The organism is Acinetobacter tianfuensis, assembly GCF_003611465.1.
Taxonomy (GTDB): domain Bacteria; phylum Pseudomonadota; class Gammaproteobacteria; order Pseudomonadales; family Moraxellaceae; genus Acinetobacter; species Acinetobacter tianfuensis.
The window spans coordinates 1-17,080 of the sequence record NZ_RAXV01000011.1 but is presented as its reverse complement, the minus strand read 5'-3'; the positions used below and the strand labels follow the sequence as shown (position 1 = coordinate 17,080).

Annotated in this window: 21 protein-coding genes and 2 pseudogenes; 13 read left to right on the top strand and 10 right to left on the bottom strand. The window is 44.9% G+C overall.

Features of this window, described 5'->3' with window-relative positions; translation table 11 throughout:
- Positions 1 to 121: 121 nt before the first annotated feature.
- The 3 genes and pseudogenes from rluB to D7V32_RS06600 all read right to left on the bottom strand — a co-directional run.
- Positions 122 to 1,006 (bottom strand): annotated as a pseudogene (gene rluB, locus D7V32_RS06610) (23S rRNA pseudouridine(2605) synthase RluB); the annotation flags it as partial.
- A gap of 42 nt (positions 1,007 to 1,048) precedes the next feature.
- Positions 1,049 to 1,639 (bottom strand): SMC-Scp complex subunit ScpB, encoded by a 591-nt coding sequence (gene scpB, locus D7V32_RS06605; protein ID WP_120402096.1) that lies wholly within the window; start codon positions 1,637 to 1,639, stop codon positions 1,049 to 1,051.
- Positions 1,636 to 2,430: a segregation and condensation protein A gene (locus tag D7V32_RS06600; protein WP_120402095.1), complete on the bottom strand. Its 795-nt coding sequence runs from the start codon at positions 2,428 to 2,430 to the stop codon at positions 1,636 to 1,638. Before D7V32_RS06600 ends, scpB begins: the two co-directional genes overlap by 4 nt.
- A gap of 137 nt (positions 2,431 to 2,567) precedes the next feature.
- Between D7V32_RS06600 and D7V32_RS17695 the strand changes: the two genes are divergently transcribed.
- Positions 2,568 to 2,699, top strand: coding sequence for a hypothetical protein (locus tag D7V32_RS17695; RefSeq protein WP_265936380.1), 132 nt, complete (start codon positions 2,568 to 2,570; stop codon positions 2,697 to 2,699).
- Between the two features lie 248 nt (positions 2,700 to 2,947).
- Complete coding sequence (locus D7V32_RS06595; protein WP_228200179.1) at positions 2,948 to 3,496, top strand: hypothetical protein; 549 nt, start codon at positions 2,948 to 2,950, stop codon at positions 3,494 to 3,496.
- Between the two features lie 117 nt (positions 3,497 to 3,613).
- Here D7V32_RS06595 and D7V32_RS06590 read toward each other — a convergent pair whose 3' ends face one another.
- The 3 genes from D7V32_RS06590 to D7V32_RS06580 form a co-directional block, all read right to left on the bottom strand.
- Positions 3,614 to 3,883, bottom strand: a complete 270-nt coding sequence (locus D7V32_RS06590) for a hypothetical protein (RefSeq protein WP_120402094.1) — start codon at positions 3,881 to 3,883, stop codon at positions 3,614 to 3,616.
- Between the two features lie 31 nt (positions 3,884 to 3,914).
- A complete protein-coding gene (locus D7V32_RS06585; protein ID WP_120402093.1) occupies positions 3,915 to 4,532 on the bottom strand; it encodes an L-threonylcarbamoyladenylate synthase in 618 nt (205 codons plus the stop codon).
- Between the two features lie 83 nt (positions 4,533 to 4,615).
- Entirely contained in the window at positions 4,616 to 5,278 is a 663-nt protein-coding gene (locus tag D7V32_RS06580) for an elongation factor P hydroxylase (RefSeq protein ID WP_120402092.1), read from the bottom strand.
- Positions 5,279 to 5,375: 97 nt separating this feature from the next.
- Here D7V32_RS06580 and D7V32_RS06575 point away from each other — a divergent pair, with 97 nt between their 5' ends.
- The 6 genes from D7V32_RS06575 to lysM all read left to right on the top strand — a co-directional run bounded on the left by D7V32_RS06575 (position 5,376) and on the right by lysM (position 9,110).
- Complete coding sequence (locus tag D7V32_RS06575) at positions 5,376 to 5,933, top strand: YceD family protein (RefSeq protein WP_120402091.1); 558 nt, start codon at positions 5,376 to 5,378, stop codon at positions 5,931 to 5,933.
- A 77-nt stretch (positions 5,934 to 6,010) separates the two neighbouring features.
- Entirely contained in the window at positions 6,011 to 6,193 is a 183-nt protein-coding gene (gene rpmF / locus D7V32_RS06570; RefSeq protein ID WP_120402090.1) for a 50S ribosomal protein L32, read from the top strand.
- Between the two features lie 203 nt (positions 6,194 to 6,396).
- Positions 6,397 to 7,383, top strand: a complete 987-nt coding sequence (fabD, locus tag D7V32_RS06565) for an ACP S-malonyltransferase (RefSeq protein WP_120402089.1) — start codon at positions 6,397 to 6,399, stop codon at positions 7,381 to 7,383.
- Complete coding sequence (gene fabG / locus D7V32_RS06560) at positions 7,380 to 8,114, top strand: 3-oxoacyl-ACP reductase FabG (protein WP_120402088.1); 735 nt, start codon at positions 7,380 to 7,382, stop codon at positions 8,112 to 8,114. Before fabD ends, fabG begins: the two co-directional genes overlap by 4 nt.
- Positions 8,115 to 8,197: 83 nt before the next feature.
- Positions 8,198 to 8,434: an acyl carrier protein gene (acpP, locus tag D7V32_RS06555; RefSeq protein ID WP_120375630.1), complete on the top strand. Its 237-nt coding sequence runs from the start codon at positions 8,198 to 8,200 to the stop codon at positions 8,432 to 8,434.
- A 202-nt stretch (positions 8,435 to 8,636) separates the two neighbouring features.
- A complete protein-coding gene (gene lysM, locus D7V32_RS06550) occupies positions 8,637 to 9,110 on the top strand; it encodes a peptidoglycan-binding protein LysM (RefSeq protein ID WP_120402087.1) in 474 nt (157 codons plus the stop codon).
- Between the two features lie 46 nt (positions 9,111 to 9,156).
- Here lysM and D7V32_RS17760 read toward each other — a convergent pair whose 3' ends face one another.
- The 4 genes and pseudogenes from D7V32_RS17760 to D7V32_RS06535 form a co-directional block, all read right to left on the bottom strand.
- Positions 9,157 to 9,468: a sporulation protein gene (locus tag D7V32_RS17760; protein WP_322898856.1), complete on the bottom strand. Its 312-nt coding sequence runs from the start codon at positions 9,466 to 9,468 to the stop codon at positions 9,157 to 9,159.
- 160 nt (positions 9,469 to 9,628) lie between these two features.
- Positions 9,629 to 9,844: pseudogene (locus tag D7V32_RS17755) on the bottom strand (sporulation protein); the annotation flags it as partial.
- Between the two features lie 135 nt (positions 9,845 to 9,979).
- Positions 9,980 to 10,432, bottom strand: a complete 453-nt coding sequence (locus D7V32_RS06540) for a CopD family protein (protein ID WP_120402086.1) — start codon at positions 10,430 to 10,432, stop codon at positions 9,980 to 9,982.
- Positions 10,433 to 10,499: 67 nt separating this feature from the next.
- On the bottom strand, positions 10,500 to 11,729 hold the full coding sequence (locus D7V32_RS06535) for a beta-ketoacyl synthase N-terminal-like domain-containing protein (protein WP_120402085.1): 1,230 nt from the start codon (positions 11,727 to 11,729) through the stop codon (positions 10,500 to 10,502).
- Positions 11,730 to 12,005: 276 nt separating this feature from the next.
- Between D7V32_RS06535 and D7V32_RS06530 the strand changes: the two genes are divergently transcribed.
- From D7V32_RS06530 to D7V32_RS06510, 5 genes are all read left to right on the top strand, one after another.
- On the top strand, positions 12,006 to 13,406 hold the full coding sequence (locus D7V32_RS06530; RefSeq protein WP_120402084.1) for an EcsC family protein: 1,401 nt from the start codon (positions 12,006 to 12,008) through the stop codon (positions 13,404 to 13,406).
- Positions 13,407 to 13,559: 153 nt separating this feature from the next.
- Entirely contained in the window at positions 13,560 to 13,934 is a 375-nt protein-coding gene (rpsL, locus tag D7V32_RS06525) for a 30S ribosomal protein S12 (protein ID WP_000246374.1), read from the top strand.
- Positions 13,935 to 14,113: 179 nt separating this feature from the next.
- Positions 14,114 to 14,584, top strand: coding sequence for a 30S ribosomal protein S7 (gene rpsG / locus D7V32_RS06520; RefSeq protein ID WP_120402083.1), 471 nt, complete (start codon positions 14,114 to 14,116; stop codon positions 14,582 to 14,584).
- Between the two features lie 128 nt (positions 14,585 to 14,712).
- On the top strand, positions 14,713 to 16,848 hold the full coding sequence (gene fusA / locus D7V32_RS06515) for an elongation factor G (protein WP_120402082.1): 2,136 nt from the start codon (positions 14,713 to 14,715) through the stop codon (positions 16,846 to 16,848).
- 94 nt (positions 16,849 to 16,942) lie between these two features.
- Positions 16,943 to 17,080, top strand: a 138-nt coding sequence (locus D7V32_RS06510) for a GTP-binding protein (RefSeq protein ID WP_228200181.1), incomplete at its 3' end; no start/stop codon positions are given.

Here is a 17,080-nt window from a genome sequence, read left to right as displayed (position 1 = left end):
GTTGGAATGAATTGCCTTCGCGGTTGTCGCGGCGCTGGAAATTGTTGCCATCGCGGTTGTCACGGCGTGCAAAGTGAGAACCATTTTGATTTTCCGGGCGGCTAGAACGGCTGTCATCACGGCGTTCGCTGCGTCCCATGTTCACAGGCTGTTCTTCGTTATCACGGCGTTGCTGACGTAAGAAACCGCCGCGGCGTGCAGCCATTGGTTTTTCTTGCATGCGCTCATTACGGCGTTTTGCCATACCGTAAAGGCCAGTGCCTTGGCGCGGCTTCAACTCAACGAGTTTAGTTAAGTTGTCGATGTCATTTTTGTCCAATTCCATCCAGCGGCCTGTACGCAGTTCACGCGGCAGAATAACTGTACCGTAACGGGTACGGAGCAGGCGGCTTACTTTTAGGCCTTGTGATTCAAAAATACGGCGTACTTCACGGTTACGGCCTTCTTTTACAACCACTTGGAACCAGCGGTTAATACCTTCACCGCCAATTTCAGAGAATGATTCGAATTTTGCAGGACCGTCATCTAAGGTCACGCCTGTAGTCATATTTTTAATGATCGCAGGGGTTACTTCACCCATGACGCGCACTGCATATTCACGTTCAATTTCATTTGACGGATGCATTAAGCGGTTTGCCATTTCACCGTCATTTGTGAACAGTAAAAGACCTGTAGAGTTGATATCCAGACGGCCCACCATGACCCAGCGGTCGCCGGGAATCTGAGGCAATTGCTCAAATACAGTCGGACGGTTTTCAGGGTCGTTGCGTGAGCAGATTTCACCTTCTGGCTTATAGTAAATCAGCACACGGCGGCGGATTTCATCTTCAATTTGAAATTGTACTTTACGGCCATCGATGCGAAGCTCATCTCCCGGCTCAATGCGTTCACCCACTTGGGCAACCTCACCATTTACGCTTACACGGCCGGCGGCGATGACTTCTTCCATATAACGGCGAGAACCCAGCCCAACACGTGCAAGCACTTTTTGCAATTTTTCACTCATGACAGCATAACCTTAGAAATTATCATTCAACAGTTCACCTATTTATGACTTCGGCGCATTCGCGTCGAGGGCCATAAAAGCTTCCTTGGCATCCTGCAGGGGAGGCAATTGACCTAAAGTAGTTAAGCCAAATGCGTTTAAAAATTGAGGCGTTGTAACTAACAACGCAGGCCTTCCCGGGAGTTCGCGGAATCCGGATTCTTTGATCCAGCTCCACTCAAACAGCGTACGTAAAATTTGGCTGTTATTGGTTACTCCGCGGATTTGCTCTATGTCTGCCCGGGTTACTGGTTGATGATAAGCAATCACAGCAAGGGTTTCGAGCAAAGATGGCGATAAGCGAGATGGTCGCTCAGGCCAAGTTTGAGCAATAATGTTACGATATTTTGCGCGAACTTGAAAACGGAAACCTTGAGCGGTTTCAACAAGTTCAATTGATCTGCCATGCTGCAGCATAGACAGCTGCTGCAAATATTGGCGCAGTTCTGTTTTGCTGTAGCGGTCTTGGAACGCTTCTTTTAAGCGTGCAATAGACACTGCAGTTTCGCTGGCAAAAATAATGGCTTCCAGCTGCATGAGCATTTCATGCAGATCTTCTTCAGGTGTTTGCGGCAGCAGCTGTTCTTGAATCATGCTTGAGCTCCTTGAATGGCAAGCGGGGCTTCAATGCCTGATGCAATAATTTGAACTTTTTGCTGGCGGGTCAGTTCTAAAATTGCCATGAAGGTCACCACCATGCCCATACGGCCTTGTTCAGGTTTGAGCAGTGCTTCAAATTCAAGCACTTCGCCGTTTTGCAGTTTGCTTTCAATATAGGCAATCCGTTCTTCTAGCAGTACAGGCTCTTGCAGCACTTGATGCACGACAGGTTCTGGGCGGTTAAAGATGCACAGCATGGCATCACGCAGCTGGCTGGCGCTATAGCCCTCATTGACTTGCAAAGTATGGCCAAGGCTGACATTGGTGTCAAAAGTATCGCGTTCTAAAACGGGCATGTGTCCAAGGCGTTCTGCAGCTTGCTTAATGCGCAGATAATTTTCCAGACGTTCAATCAGTTCTTGTTTTGGATCATCTTCAGCTGCCTGCAATGACTTTGGTTTCGGCAGCAGCAGGCGCGATTTTAAATCTGCAAGCAGCGCAGCCATGACCATATAGTCGGCAGTGAGTTCGATGTTTAAGGATTTCATGGCATCCATATAAGACAGGTACTGCGCTGCAATGGGCGCAATATCAACTTGAAGCAAGTCGAAGCCATTTTTTTGAATCAGGTAAATTAAAAAGTCGAGTGGTCCTTCGAAATGCTCTAATAGAATTTCAAATGCTGCAGGCGGGATGTATAAATCCTCTGGAATCGTATCTTGCCACTCATCCAATACACGGATGTGTGCAGATTGCTCCACTATTTCATGGATAGGTTGATTCATTGCAGTTATAGGCCACGCGAATTTTCAAAGGCATGCGAGACTCTTTCTTCGATATCTCATCGAAAAGAAAAAGCACATAGATAATGTCGGGTAGTGTAATTCAAATTTGCGCTCAAATAAATTAATTCAGAGATTAAATGACGAAAAACCTGAAAATAATTAAGGTTTATCTTCTGAATGCGGCAGAAGCGGCAGGCCTTGCGCTATCTGCGGCGGAGTCAGTGCTCAGTTCATACCGTCTGCTGGATATGCAAATTCAGGGCCGCTGATTTTGACATCCGCATGTGCAGGCGCAATTTTAAAAAGCAGACATTTGACTGCTGTTGGCAATATTGAAAATATATTTTGGTGAAGTGATTCGCCATTCAGCGGAATAATTAAAAATAAATCATGCTTATGCTGTGAAATTTATAGTGAAAATGTAAAATTTAAGAAGGCGGGGGATAGCTTGTTCAGGCTGAGCCAGAGTAAAAAAAGCCGTTTAAAACAATTTAAATATTTATAAAAAAGAGTTCGTATGAATCTAAAATTTATCGCGGCTGGGGTGCTGGCGGTTGCAGGCTTGTTTTTTGGTACAGAAAAATACTGGGAGCATCAATTTCAAGAACAGGTACGCAGTACGCTCAAGGGCCTGCGGGCGGATCAGGCATTTAAGCAGCACATTCAAAATACGGGCTTTCCAGTGGATGGCGATATTTTAAATCAGTATCCCAATATCATTACTTATATCAAACTGACCGATTTTACCGGTACACAAGCGCCAGCTGAAATACAAAGCTATATCAATCAGCTTGGCTGTATGCAGGTTGAAAAGCTTAGAAATGAAGAACCGGACATGGTGAAGGCATATTTGGCTGTTTATAAGGATGATCAAGTCGCATCGACTTATATGCTGCAAAATAAATACGGCAAGGCGCTCTATCAGCATAAGCAGGTTTTAATGGATTGTCCGAATTTTGCGTCCGTGACCGGTATTCAGGATGATGCGATTCAGCAGGCTCCAGAAAGCGCAGCTGTTTCTGAAGAAACAAAACAGTTAAATGAGCGGCTGGAAAATGGCGGCTGAGCGAATGGTGTTAGGGCGTAAAAAAGCAAACCTCAGTTTGCTGTTTTTTAATGTTTATTGAGAAGGAGATACTATTTTCAGCGCCTCTGCGGAGCGCGTATAGAATCAAACGGCTTTCTATGTATTCTGCATTGCATATTCAATCATGCGCAGGCACTGATCGCGCATGCAGAGGCTGGAATGTTGATTCTGCTGTAAAAGGTCTTGGGCTAAGCTGACCTCTAAAAAATATTCAAATCTTAAATCGCCGCGGATGATGTGGATAAGGCCTTCTGCGGGTTCAAGAACCACTTGGGCCTCAGACTCCGGTGTCCAAGGCTCAACAGCATAAATGGTTTTATTGCGTTTAAAGCGGCTGATGTTCAGCAATACCTGAAATATATCCATATTGAATGCCTTTCCAAGCTATATTTTAAATCTATTCAAAAGCGCTGACATCGCCTATGCCGCGGCGGATGATTTCTGGATATTCGCCTGCTAAATTGATAATGCTGGTTGTGTGCAAAGTGCCTAAGCCGCCGTCAATCAAAACATCAATCTGCTTGCCTAATTGCATTTCAATATCATACGGGTCATCAATCGGTTCGGACTGCCCTGGCAGAATCAGTGTAGATGTCAGCAGCGGTTCGCCCAGCTCTTTCAGTAACATTTGGCAAATCGGGTTGCTTGGAATACGCAGGCCAATAGTTTTCTTTTTAGGATGCATTAAGCGGCGCGGCACCTCGCTGGTCGCGGGTAAAATGAAAGTGGTTACGGCTGGTGTGTTATTTTTCAGCAGGCGGTACATAGCATTGTCAACTTTGGCATAAGTTGCAATGTCGGAAAGATCCGAACAGATAATGGCATACTGATGCTTCGCATCCAGCCTGCGGATCTGAGCAATACGCTCCATGGCATTTTTATTGCCAATCTGGCAGCCAATCGCATAGGCTGCATCGGTTGGGTAGACCACCACATCGCCTGCGCGGATACGTTCTACGGCTTGGCTGATTAAACGCGGCTGAGGATTGTCAGGATGTACTCTTAAGTGAAGCATAGATGTCCTCCAGATCGTGCCTTTGCTTATTATGTGACCGCGTGAATGCAGTATGCAAGTGATAACACGTAGATTTGTGTAATTTAATCAAGCATTTCGCGCTTAAATTCCACTGCTTGAAGCGACTTGCCTTGGCGTGTATGCGCACAAATGCAGTCAATAAAATGTTTTGCGTCACGCGGAAGTTTTGCTTCGCCTTGAAAATAACGCTGCACTTGAGCATAGACATTGTCTTTAAAGCGGCTGCCGTCACCGCCGTCACCCGTCAAGTTGTCTAAAGAAACACGGAATTTGAGGCCAAAGGCTTTAGAAAACATCCACTCAATAGCTTGCGGCTTAATTTCAACTTGCTCAAACAGCGCTTGCTGTTCTGCAGTGCGGCCATCTGGCGCATACCAATAGCCTAGGTCTGGCAGCAGGCGGCGTTTGTCGCCAGCAATGGTCCAATGGCTGATTTCATGCAGGGCGCTGTTAAAAAAACCATGCGCAAACTGAATGCGGGCAGGGCTGTTTTCTGCCGCTGGAAAATACTCGGGTTCAAAGTCGCCGCGGACTAAAACCACATTTAGATGGGAAAACCACATATTAAAGTGTAAGATGAGCCAATCGACCTGCTGATTTTCTGCTGCCGAATCCGCCTGCTGCGAGTGTTGCACTTGCTGCGGTGAGCTGTCAGAATCTATGGTTGAAATTGTGCTAACAAGTGATGAAATACTCACTTCTGTTTGCGGCTGCAACAGATGCATAACGTAAATTACCCAAATGGTCTGTCTAAATAAGAACAAAATTGTATCTTAATCTTTGACAGAGTAATGATGAATTTGTAGAATTGCCGCCTTAATTATGTCAGCAAATACCTTTCCGGCACAGATAGAGCCGTTTAAATGGGCTGAACAGGGCTATACATGGTCAGGAACACTGCCATTGTCCCGTCTTGTTCGTATTGCTCGTGAAGCTGTTGGATCAATTGATGATCAATTGGTTAACATAGACTGTAAGCTATCAATGGATGCTTATCACCGTATTGTATGGCTGGATGGCCATGCTGAAGCAAAAGTTCCAATGGAATGCCAGCGTTGTCTGGAATCTGTTGAAATTGAACTTGTTTCAGATTTTCATCTGGCGCTTGTGGATGATGAGTCACTGATAGAGCGCTTGGATGAGGATGCTGATTTCATCGTTTTAGGTGAGAGTGAAGCAACGGTTAAAGGCAGCTATGATGCGCCTGCGACCGCGGATTTACTTGCACTGATAGAAGATGAATTGTTATTGCTGATGCCTTTTTCACCTAAGCACGACTCGTGTGAACATAAGCATCAGCCTGCCGTTGAAGAGGCTGCCGAAGAAAAGCGGGATAATCCGTTTGATGTTTTGGCGTCTTTAAAGGGTAAACTTAACTAATTTTTGTGTTATACTCACACGTATAAGACAATCGAATTTGTTCTGATCCATTTTTTCGATATTTGTAAGGAGCCATCATGGCCGTTCAGCAAAACCGTAAAAGTCGCTCTCGCCGTGACATGCGCCGTTCACATGACGCTTTAACTGAGAATGCATTAACTGTAGACCAAGCTACTGGCGAGACTCACCGTCGTCACCACGTATCTAAAGATGGTATCTACCGTGGTCGTCAATTATTCGCTAAAGCAACTGCTGAATAATTGAAGATGTATTAAGCGTCAAGCTTAGTAGAAAAAATGGGAGCGAAAGCTCCCTTTTTTTTGCGGTTGATTTTGTTGTATTTGGCAATTACTAAATACAAAATTAAGTGTTAAATTTCTGCACCGAACATAAGCGTATATGAGGGCTTGCTGGTATTTTAATCATTTAGAGATACCATTCGTCTAAATTAAAGGATTTATTTATGTCTGCTAAACAAATCGAGCAAGCGGCTCAAGCAATGAAAACAGTTTTTGTGTTCCCTGGTCAAGGTTCGCAAAAAGCAGGCATGCTCGCTGAACTTGCAGAACAGTTTTCGGCTGTGCAGGAGACATTTGCTGAAGCATCGGCGGCAGCGGGTTTTGATCTGTGGCATATCGCGCAAAGCGGCGAAGGTTTAGATCAAACTGAATTTACACAGCCTGTATTGCTGACAGCAAGTATTGCTTTATGGCGTGTTTGGCTGGAGCTGGGCGGTGTAATGCCAAAATACTTGGCGGGCCACTCATTAGGTGAATACAGCGCATTGGTTGCTGCTGGCGCAATGAGTTTGGGTGATGCGGTGAAGCTGGTGAATCTGCGCGGTAAGCTGATGCAGACTGCTGTGCCTCAAGGCAAGGGTGCTATGGCTGCTATTTTAGGTCTTGAAGATGAGCAGGTTGTAGAACTGTGCGCGAAAGCGAGCACTGCAGGTGAGGGCTCTGTTCAAGCGGCAAACTACAATGCAAAAGGTCAAGTGGTTGTTGCTGGAGATAAGGCGGAAGTTGAAGCGGTTATGGCTGCGGCGAAAGAAAACGGCGGCAAAGCAATTTCTCTTCCAGTGTCTGTGCCTTCACATTGTACGCTGATGAAACCAGCTGCCGAGCAGTTTGCAGAAGCTTTGGAACAAACTGCCATTGAGCTGCCTAGCCTTCCTGTAATACAAAATGTCAACGCAGAAATCGCAGCGGATACGGCAGCATTGCGTCAGGCTTTAACTGAGCAGCTGTACCAATCTGTGCAATGGACGAAGACCATGCAGTTCGTGCAGGATCAGGGCATTCAGTATGTTGTGGAATGCGGTCCAGGCAATGTGCTTGCGAATCTTGCGAAACGTTTGCCAAATATCGAAAAAGCATTCCCGCTTGACTCTAAGAGTCGTATGGAGGATGCCTTAAGCGCCATTTTAGTGGCGGAAGGGAAAATTGCATGACACAAGAACGCAAAGTTGCGCTGGTGACTGGCGCGAGCCGAGGGATTGGCGCAGCCATCGCTCAGCAGCTGATCCAAGACGGTTATTTTGTTGTAGGTACTGCGACATCTGAAGCGGGTGCAGAAAAACTTGCTGCGCTTTATGCTGAAAATGGTGCTGGCAAGGTACTGGATGTGCGCAATGCTGAAGCAATTGAAGCTTTGGTTTCAGAAATTGAGCAAAATTATGGCCCAATTTTAGCCTTAGTCAATAATGCCGGTATTACCAAAGATAACTTGCTGCTGCGCATGTCGGAAGATGACTGGGATGATATTTTAAATATTCATCTGAAAGCGGTATACCGCTTGTCTAAGCGTGTATTAAAAGGCATGACGCGCGCGCGCTTTGGCCGCATTATTAATATCAGTTCTGTCGTTGCGCATTTTGCTAACCCTGGTCAGGCGAACTATTCGGCTGCTAAAGCCGGTATTGAAGCGTTCAGCCGCAGCCTTGCAAAAGAGATGGGCAGCCGTCAAATCACAGTAAACTGTGTGGCGCCGGGCTTTATTGCAACAGAAATGACTGAACAGTTAAGTGAAGAAATTCGTAAGAAAATGAGTGATCAGGTGGCTTTAAACCGTTTAGGTGAGCCGCAAGATATTGCGAATGCTGTAAGTTTCTTGGCTTCAGAAAAAGCAAGTTACATTACTGGCACTGTTTTACATGTAAATGGCGGTTTATACATGAGCTAAGCTCAAGTATAAACTTTCCAAATTTTTTAGATTGAATTAAACTAACGGCATTAAAAACGCCACAAGCAATGAGGAGAATTCCTGTGAGCGATATCGAACAACGCGTTAAGCAAGCAGTTTCAGAACAACTTGGCCTTAAAGTTGAAGAAATTAAAAACGAAGCATCTTTCATGGATGACTTAGGTGCAGACTCTCTAGACCTAGTTGAACTTGTTATGTCTTTCGAAAATGATTTTGACATCACTATTCCTGATGAAGATTCTAATGAAATCACAACTGTTCAATCTGCAATTGACTATGTAACTAAAAAACTTGGTTAATGCGGATGTTCAGCATTGCTGAATTCTAAAAAAACCGTCTGATTTCAGGCGGTTTTTTTTATGCCTGAATGATTGCTGCTGGATACAATTACAATCTTTAACGTTTCTGTCACCAATGGCAGCCTTTTTTCAAGAGACTTTTTCGCTATAACTGTTTGTGCGTTTCAATAATGTATAAAACACATAAAAGCTGGAGAATAAAATGGGTCTTTTTGATTTTGTAAAAGGTATTGGTAAGAAAAATACAGCGCCTGCAGAACCTCAGGCGGCGCCAGCAGCTCCGGCAGAGCCGTCTGCTCAGGAAGTGGCGAATAAACTATTAGGTCATGTGAAAAGCTTAGGGCTTCCAATTACAGGTTTGTCAGTCAGCTATAATGGCGCATCTGATTTAGCAGCTGTTAAGGGGCAGGTGCAGACACAGGCTGACCGTGAAAAAATTGTTTTGGCTTTGGGGAATATTGATCATGTGGCTCAAGTGGATGATCAGCTGACTGTGGTCAGTCCGGAGCCTGAAAGTAAATTTTATACCGTAAAGCCGGGGGATAATTTATCTAAAATTTCGAAAGAATTCTATGGTGATGCAAATCAATATAATAAAATTTTTGAGGCCAACCGTCCTTTGTTGAAAAATGCGGATGATATTTTCCCGGGTCAGGTATTGCGTATTCCTGCTTAATTTTTGCATATCAAAAGCCATTCATATCGAATGGCTTTTTTATTCCTTAGATTCTCAAATGAAGTTCAGCAAGTAATTGTTGCGGGTTGGTGTTTTGGTGTGGAATGGAAAGTGTTTTATAACCATCACCGCGGAACTTGCGGTCAATTTCTAGAAGTATATGTACTTGCTGTGCATCGGTAATAAATGAAACTTCAATTTCATTGATGCCTGACAGCCTTTGTTTGGGTTCGAATTCTATTTCTTGGTAGCAGCCAATACTTGAGCGGAAGTAACCGCCATTCAGCTGTCCGCGCTCTACATTGGTTGATACTATCTGATAACCGCAGTGCTGCATGGCTTGTACAAAGTTTTGCATAGCAGGAAGCGGGAAGGTTTGGGTGTATCGCCGCGATCGGTGTCATCGAGCCCCAGTCTGCGTCTAAATGAGTATGCAGCCAAACACGGGTTGTATTATGCGCGCATTGCAGCTGTGTTGACTGATTTGCTAGAAGCTGAAAAGCGCCGCTGATATGCCATTGTGCAATGCATAGTTCCTGTTTGCGTTCATGGTCGCCAGATTCTGCTTCGGTCATGAGCTGTAAGTAGATGCCGTTAATATTTTTATTGACCGATGCGCCTTGGAAGTGAATTTGCCCTTGCAGGTTTTGACTGGGGTAAAGCTGCGGTGTGCGGAGCAGAGTGTCAGTTTTGATGCCTTGCAGGCCTAGGCTGGATAAGGCTTTATTTAGCATGAAGTTTGAAATATAGATGAGCTAAAGAATGCTGAAATTATACAAAGAGATGAGAGTTAGAGTGCTGTGCTGTTGTTTATTTGAGAATCTAAGGAATAAAAAAGCCCCGAATTTCCGAGGCTTTGATTTGTGTTTTTAGAAGCTTGGCTTCACAACCACTAAAATGACGACAGCAAATAAAATCAAGGTTGGCATCTCATTAAAGAAGCGCCAAAATTGATGCGGTTTGAGGTGTGCATTGCCAATCAGTTTTTTGCGGTAATAGCCGCAAACCAAATGGTAAATCACTAATAAACCGACGAGGCCGACTTTTAGATAGAACCAAAGCGCTTCATGGTAATGGCGTGTTGCGTCGCCCCAATCGACAAGGAAGTGTGCTGTAACTAAGGTTGCAATCATCGCTGGCCACATAATGCCGCGGTACAGCTTGCGTTCCATAACTTCAAAGCGTTGATGGCTGATCGCATCATCACTCATGGCGTGATAAACGAATAAGCGGGGAAGGTAGAAAAGCGCTGCGAACCAGCAGACTACAGCGATGATATGTAATGCTTTGACCCAGAGGAAAGCATCTGAAGGAGCATCCATAATTTACCCTAAATAGGGCGGTGGGTGTGCCAATTGGCGCACTAGCGCCAATTGGCAGACTTTTAGATTAGCCTTCCCATTTTTTGAAAACGAGACAAGCATTTACACCGCCAAAACCGAAACTGTTACTCATCACAGTATTCAATTTTGTGTCACGTTTTTCAAGTACGATATCAAATGGTTTTGCGCCTTCATCCAGTTCAGTCACGTTGATGTTTGGGGCAATGAAGTCATTTTGCATCATCAGTACAGAATAGATGGCTTCTTGTACGCCCGCAGCGCCAAGGCTGTGGCCAGTCATCGATTTAGTCGAGCTAAGTGGCGGCACTTGACCTTCACCGAATGCGCGCTCCATTGCTTTAAGTTCTGTTACATCGCCTGCAGGTGTTGATGTGCCGTGCGTGTTGACATAGTCAATTTTGTCTGCGCCATGCTGTTTAGCTTCTTCTAGCGCCATAAGGATACAGCGGGTAGCGCCTTCACCAGACGGCGCAACCATGTCAGCGCCATCAGAGTTTGCAGCATAGCCAACGACTTCAGCCAAAATGTTTGCGCCGCGCGCTTGAGCATGCTCAAGTGATTCTAGAACAACAAAACCGCCGCCGCCTGCAATCACGAAACCGTCACGGTCAGCTGAGTAAGGGCGTGATGCAGTTTCAGGCGCATCGTTGTATTTAGCGCATAATGCGCCCATTGCATCAAACAGTAAGCTTTGAGACCAGTGATCTTCTTCGCCGCCGCCTGCAAGCATGAGGTCTTGTTTGCCCAATTGAATCAGGTTGTAGGCATAGCCAATTGCATCTGCAGAAGTTGCGCATGCGCTGGTAATTGAGTGAGCAACACCTTGCATTTTAAATGCAACGCCAACGTTGGCAGTAATGGTGTTGGTCATATTGCGCGGCACAAAGAATGGGCCGACTTTACGTGCGCCTTTGGTTTCAAGGAGCTCATTCATTTCAATAACTGACGCTGTAGAGCCGCCGCCTGAACCGCCAGCAATGCCGTAACGCGGGTTGCCGCCAATTTGCTCTGCGGTTAAGCCTGCATGTTCTACAGCAGCTAAAGCTGAGTTGTAGGCATACATTGCGCATACGCCCATGAAGCGTTTTAATTTGCGGTCAATGCCGTCAAAGTCTTGTTCAGCGGCTGCGCTGACATGACTTTTAAAATTGAGTTCAGCATAAGTTGGATTTGCGCGTGTTCCAGAAATTCCGTTTTGTAAAGAATGAGTCACGTCTTCTAGAGTATTGCCAATGCATGAATTAATGCCCATACCGGTGATAACAACACGTTTCATCTGCAGATCCTTTATCGCTTTCGTGTGAGTGTGAATGCGCGGCCATCCGCCATGACGACTGAAGAGCGCAGCATTACTCGAATATTTCAATTGCAGTCATAATAGCAGAAAGAATTTTGTTTGCTTATGGCAAATCCTATGCGTATTTTCAGTGATTTGCCTGCATGTGTAAAACTGAGTCGCTTTAACTAAAAGATACATAATCAGGTTGAGTTAAATACTGACTGCACCTAGTATTTATCAAGAATTGAAAGAACATCAATCATGGGGTAAGGAATGGCGAACTCGAATAATAAGCAATCAAGCAGTTTCTTTTCGAATGCATTTGGAGTGGCTAAAAAGCTCAGCAGTACAGGTATGTCGATGTTGAATCATGCTGCGCCAGACTCGGTTGCGAAGCTGACGCAGCCGCTGCAGTCAAATCAGGTAATTGAAGGGCAGTCACAGCCAGCAAGCATCTTTGCATCAAAAACATATGACAATCCGCAGCAGATGCTGCGTTCACACCTGCCAGATGTATCGCGCCAGCTTTTGGGGCGGCATTACAGCAAAGTCAATAATGCAGTGAATTTTGTATCGCCGCAATTTTCCGACCGTATTTCAGACTACCTTTTTGAACAGCTGAATCAATTCAGCAATAACTTAAGTTCTGTAGATGATGTGCTGGATCAGGCGGGTTTGCGTGATTTAGAAGAGCTGACACAAGACGTAGACCGCTCGAAGCGCTTGAGTCAGGCTTTGACGGAACAAAATAAATGGATTGCGGTTTTGCAGGGCGCAATTACTGGCGCTACTGGCGCAATTGGTTCAAGTATCGATATTCCTGCCTCTTTGGTGATGTCGCTGCGGGTTATTTATCAGGTTGGCCGTTCATATGGTTTTGACTTAAGTAAAGAAAGCGACCAAGACATTGTGCAATATATTTTTAGGCAAATTGATCTGGGGATTATTGCAGAAAAGCAGGCGCTGCTTATGGCTTTAAAGGCGCTGCAAAAGACCATTCAGAACAGTGACATCAGCCAGCTTCAGCAAATGCTGGGGTCAAGCAATGATGCTGAGGCGCTTAAAAAATTCTTATTGGCTGAAGATGGTCAATATAAGTGGCAGTGGCTGAATCAGATACCGAAGGTATCTTTGCTGGATCGCTTAACAAAATTGACACCGCTGGCAAATGTTGGAGTCAGTGCCATATATAGCCGCCGTTTAGTTGACGAAGCAAATGTTAAGGCGCAGCAAGTATTTTCAAGTGCGCGGGCTTATCTGATTCAGCATAAAGACTTGCAGCTGACACCTTTGGCAGCATATGAAAAATCTGTGGAGTTGCTGGCTCAGGCAGCGCCAAAACTGCTGGGTTCTATTCAGCCGCTGGAGCAGCATATGGCTGAGCCAGTGGTGAATCAAACCATAGAACTTGAGGGCAACTGCAATATTAGCCAAGTTAAATTGGTAAAAAAAGCTGATGCAGCGCAGGCCGAAACTGATGCTGAGGCAGCAGAAGAAAAGATTTTTGAGGAATTCACTGCTCTGGCGGAAAAAGAGCTGGCGTCAAGTAAATCTGCGCAGCCGCTGAATAATGCAGATGATGCTGTTTTACAGCAGGATGATAAAACGGTTAGCGCCAAAGCTGCAGTGAAGCGTAAGCCTAAAAAAACACCAAATGCAGACAAAGCTGAATAAGGTGATTTTGCTGTATAAAAGCAGCAAATGCTGAGTTTGAGCGGAAAATCATGATCAGCTGAATCTTGACCATTTATTTATCCTGAATTACAATTGTATGCCCTCAAAAAGCAGTATGTTTTTGGGGCTTTTTATTAACGGGAGAATTGCCAAATGGCAACAACAAATCAGTTGATCCGTAAGGGTCGTACAACTTTAGTTGAAAAATCTAAAGTTCCTGCGTTGAAGGCTTGTCCACAACGTCGTGGTGTTTGTACACGTGTTTACACAACTACACCTAAAAAACCTAACTCAGCAATGCGTAAAGTTTGCCGTGTTCGCTTAACTTCTGGTTTTGAAGTTTCTAGCTACATCGGCGGTGAAGGCCATAACCTGCAAGAGCACAGTGTTGTTCTTATCCGCGGCGGCCGTGTTAAAGACTTACCGGGTGTACGTTACCATACCGTTCGTGGTTCTTTAGACTGTGCTGGCGTGAAAGACCGTAACCAGTCACGTTCTAAATACGGTGCTAAACGTCCTAAGAAATAATTCGTTAAGAATTAAATCTTAAGGTCTAGAACCGCAATCCTTTATCGTCTCGCTTGTCTGATTTCTGCATTTTATTGTGAAAATTCCAAGCGACGTATAGTAAGGCCAGCGAAGGGTGCATGACACTTTGCACTAATGCTGGATAAACCTGAAGTGTCATATTTATTAGGTGTATTAAAATGCCAAGACGTCGCGTAGTTGCTGCCCGTGAAATCCTTCCGGATCCTAAGTTCAGCAGCCAAACAATCGCTAAATTCATGAACCACGTAATGCAAGATGGTAAAAAATCTATTGCTGAAAGTATCGTTTACGGTGCTTTAGACCGCGTTCAAGAAAAATCAAAAGTAGACCCAGTTGAATTTTTTGAAGCTACGCTTGAAAAAGTTCGTCCTATGGTTGAAGTAAAAGCTCGCCGTGTTGGCGGTGCTACATACCAAGTACCTATGGAAGTACGCCCATCCCGTCGTACTGCTCTAGCTATGCGTTGGTTAGTAGACTCTGCTGCTAAGCGTTCTGAAAAAACTATGGCTTTACGTCTTGCTGGCGAGCTGCTTGATGCAGCTGAAGGCAAAGGCGCAGCGATCAAAAAACGTGAAGACGTGCACCGTATGGCTGAAGCCAACAAAGCGTTCTCTCACTACCGTTTCTAAGCAACTAAAACAGGCCTTAGTCAGGAAGGTGATGACGCAGTCATTGTTTTGTCACTCAAGCGCTTTAAGTTACTTAGCAGCTTAAAGCGTCCTGTTTTAAACAACAAAATTTAGGAATGCTAGAAATCATGGCACGTCAAACTCCAATTTCGCGTTACCGTAACATTGGTATCTCTGCGCACATTGACGCAGGTAAAACAACCACTTCTGAACGTATTTTGTTCTACACAGGTGAGTCTCACAAACTAGGTGAAACACACGAAGGTTCAGCAACAACTGACTGGATGGAACAAGAGCAAGAACGTGGTATTACTATTACCTCAGCAGCAGTAACATGCTTCTGGAAAGGTATGGGTAACCAATTCGAACAACACCGTATTAACGTAATTGACACACCGGGACACGTTGACTTCACAATCGAAGTTGAGCGTTCTATGCGTGTTCTTGACGGCGCATGCATGGTTTACTGTGCTGTAGGCGGTGTACAGCCTCAGTCTGAAACTGTATGGCGTCAGGCTAACAAATATAAAGTGCCTCGTATTGCGTTTGTTAACAAAATGGACCGTACTGGCGCGAACTTCTTCCGTGCTGTAGAGCAAGTTAAAACACGTCTTGGCGGTAATCCAGTGCCAATCGTTGTGCCAATCGGCGCTGAAGAAAACTTCCAGGGTGTTGTTGACCTAATCGAAATGAAAGCGATTATCTGGGATGAAGCATCTCAAGGTATGAAGTTCGAATATGGCGACATCCCTGCTGATTTAGTTGAGCTTGCGAACGAATGGCGTACTAACATGATCGAAGCTGCTGCAGAAGCATCAGAAGAGCTCATGGATAAGTACCTAGAAGAAGGCGAGTTGACTAAAGAAGAAATCGTGGCAGGTATTCGTGCGCGCACACTGCTTAACGAAATCCAGCCAATGCTTTGTGGTTCGGCGTTCAAAAACAAAGGTGTTCAACGTATGTTGGATGCTGTTATTGAATTCCTTCCAGCGCCAACAGACGTTGAAGCAATCAAAGGTATCTTAGACGACAAAGACGAAACAGAAGGTTCTCGTGAAGCGTCTGACGATGCGCCGTTCGCGGCACTTGCGTTCAAAATCATGAACGACAAATTCGTTGGTAACTTAACGTTCGTACGTGTTTACTCAGGTGTGCTTAAAGCAGGTAGCCCATGCTACAACCCTGTGAAAATGAAACGTGAACGCGTAGGCCGTATCGTACAGATGCACGCAAATGACCGTCATGACATCGAAGAAATTCGTGCGGGCGACATCGCGGCATGTGTAGGTCTTAAAGATACGACGACTGGTGATACGCTGTGTGACGAAAATGCAGTAATTACACTTGAGCGTATGGAATTCCCAGAGCCAGTAATTGCGCTTGCTGTTGAACCTAAAACTAAAGCTGACCAAGAAAAAATGTCAGTTGCTTTAGGCCGTCTTGCGAAAGAAGATCCATCGTTCCGCGTACGTACTGATGAAGAATCAGGTCAAACAATTATTGCTGGTATGGGTGAACTTCACCTTGACATCATTGTTGACCGTATGAAGCGTGAATTCGGTGTTGAAGCGAACATTGGTAAACCAATGGTTTCTTACCGTGAAACGATCAAAAAGTCAGTTGAACAAGAAGGTAAATTCGTTCGTCAAACTGGTGGTAAAGGTAAATTCGGTCACGTATACGTACGTCTTGAACCAATGCCTGAAGACTCAGAAAAAGACTACGAGTTCGCTGAAGAAGTTGTTGGCGGCGTAGTACCGAAAGAATTCTTCGGTGCCGTTGACAAAGGTATCCAAGAACGTATGAAGAATGGTGTCCTTGCTGGTTATCCAGTTGTTGGCATCAAAGCGACATTGTTTGACGGTTCTTACCATGATGTCGACTCTGATGAATTGTCGTTCAAAATGGCAGGTTCTTACGCATTCCGTGACGGTTTCATGAAAGCAGATCCTATCTTGCTTGAACCGATCATGAAAGTTGAAGTAGAAACTCCAGAAGACTACATGGGCGATATCATGGGTGACTTAAACCGTCGCCGCGGTATGGTTCAAGGTATGGACGATCTTCCTGGCGGTACTAAAGCGATTCGTGCTGAAGTTCCTCTTGCTGAGATGTTTGGTTACGCGACTCAAATGCGTTCTATGTCTCAAGGTCGTGCGACATACTCAATGGAATTTGCTAAATATGCTGAAACTCCGCGTAACGTGGCTGAAGGCATCATTTCTAAGTTCCAGTCTGGCGGTAAAAAAGGTGACGACGAGTAATCTTTCGATTACTATATTGCCTAACTAATTTTATAGTTAAAATCTAATGCTCATGCAGGTTTCCTGCATGAGTAATCTACAAAGGAAGATAAACATGGCTAAGGCTAAGTTTGAACGTAATAAGCCACACGTAAACGTGGGCACAATCGGTCACGTTGACCATGGTAAAACAACTTTAACAGCTGCAATTGCAACTGTTTGTGCAAAAAAATTCGGTGGCGAAGCGCGTGAT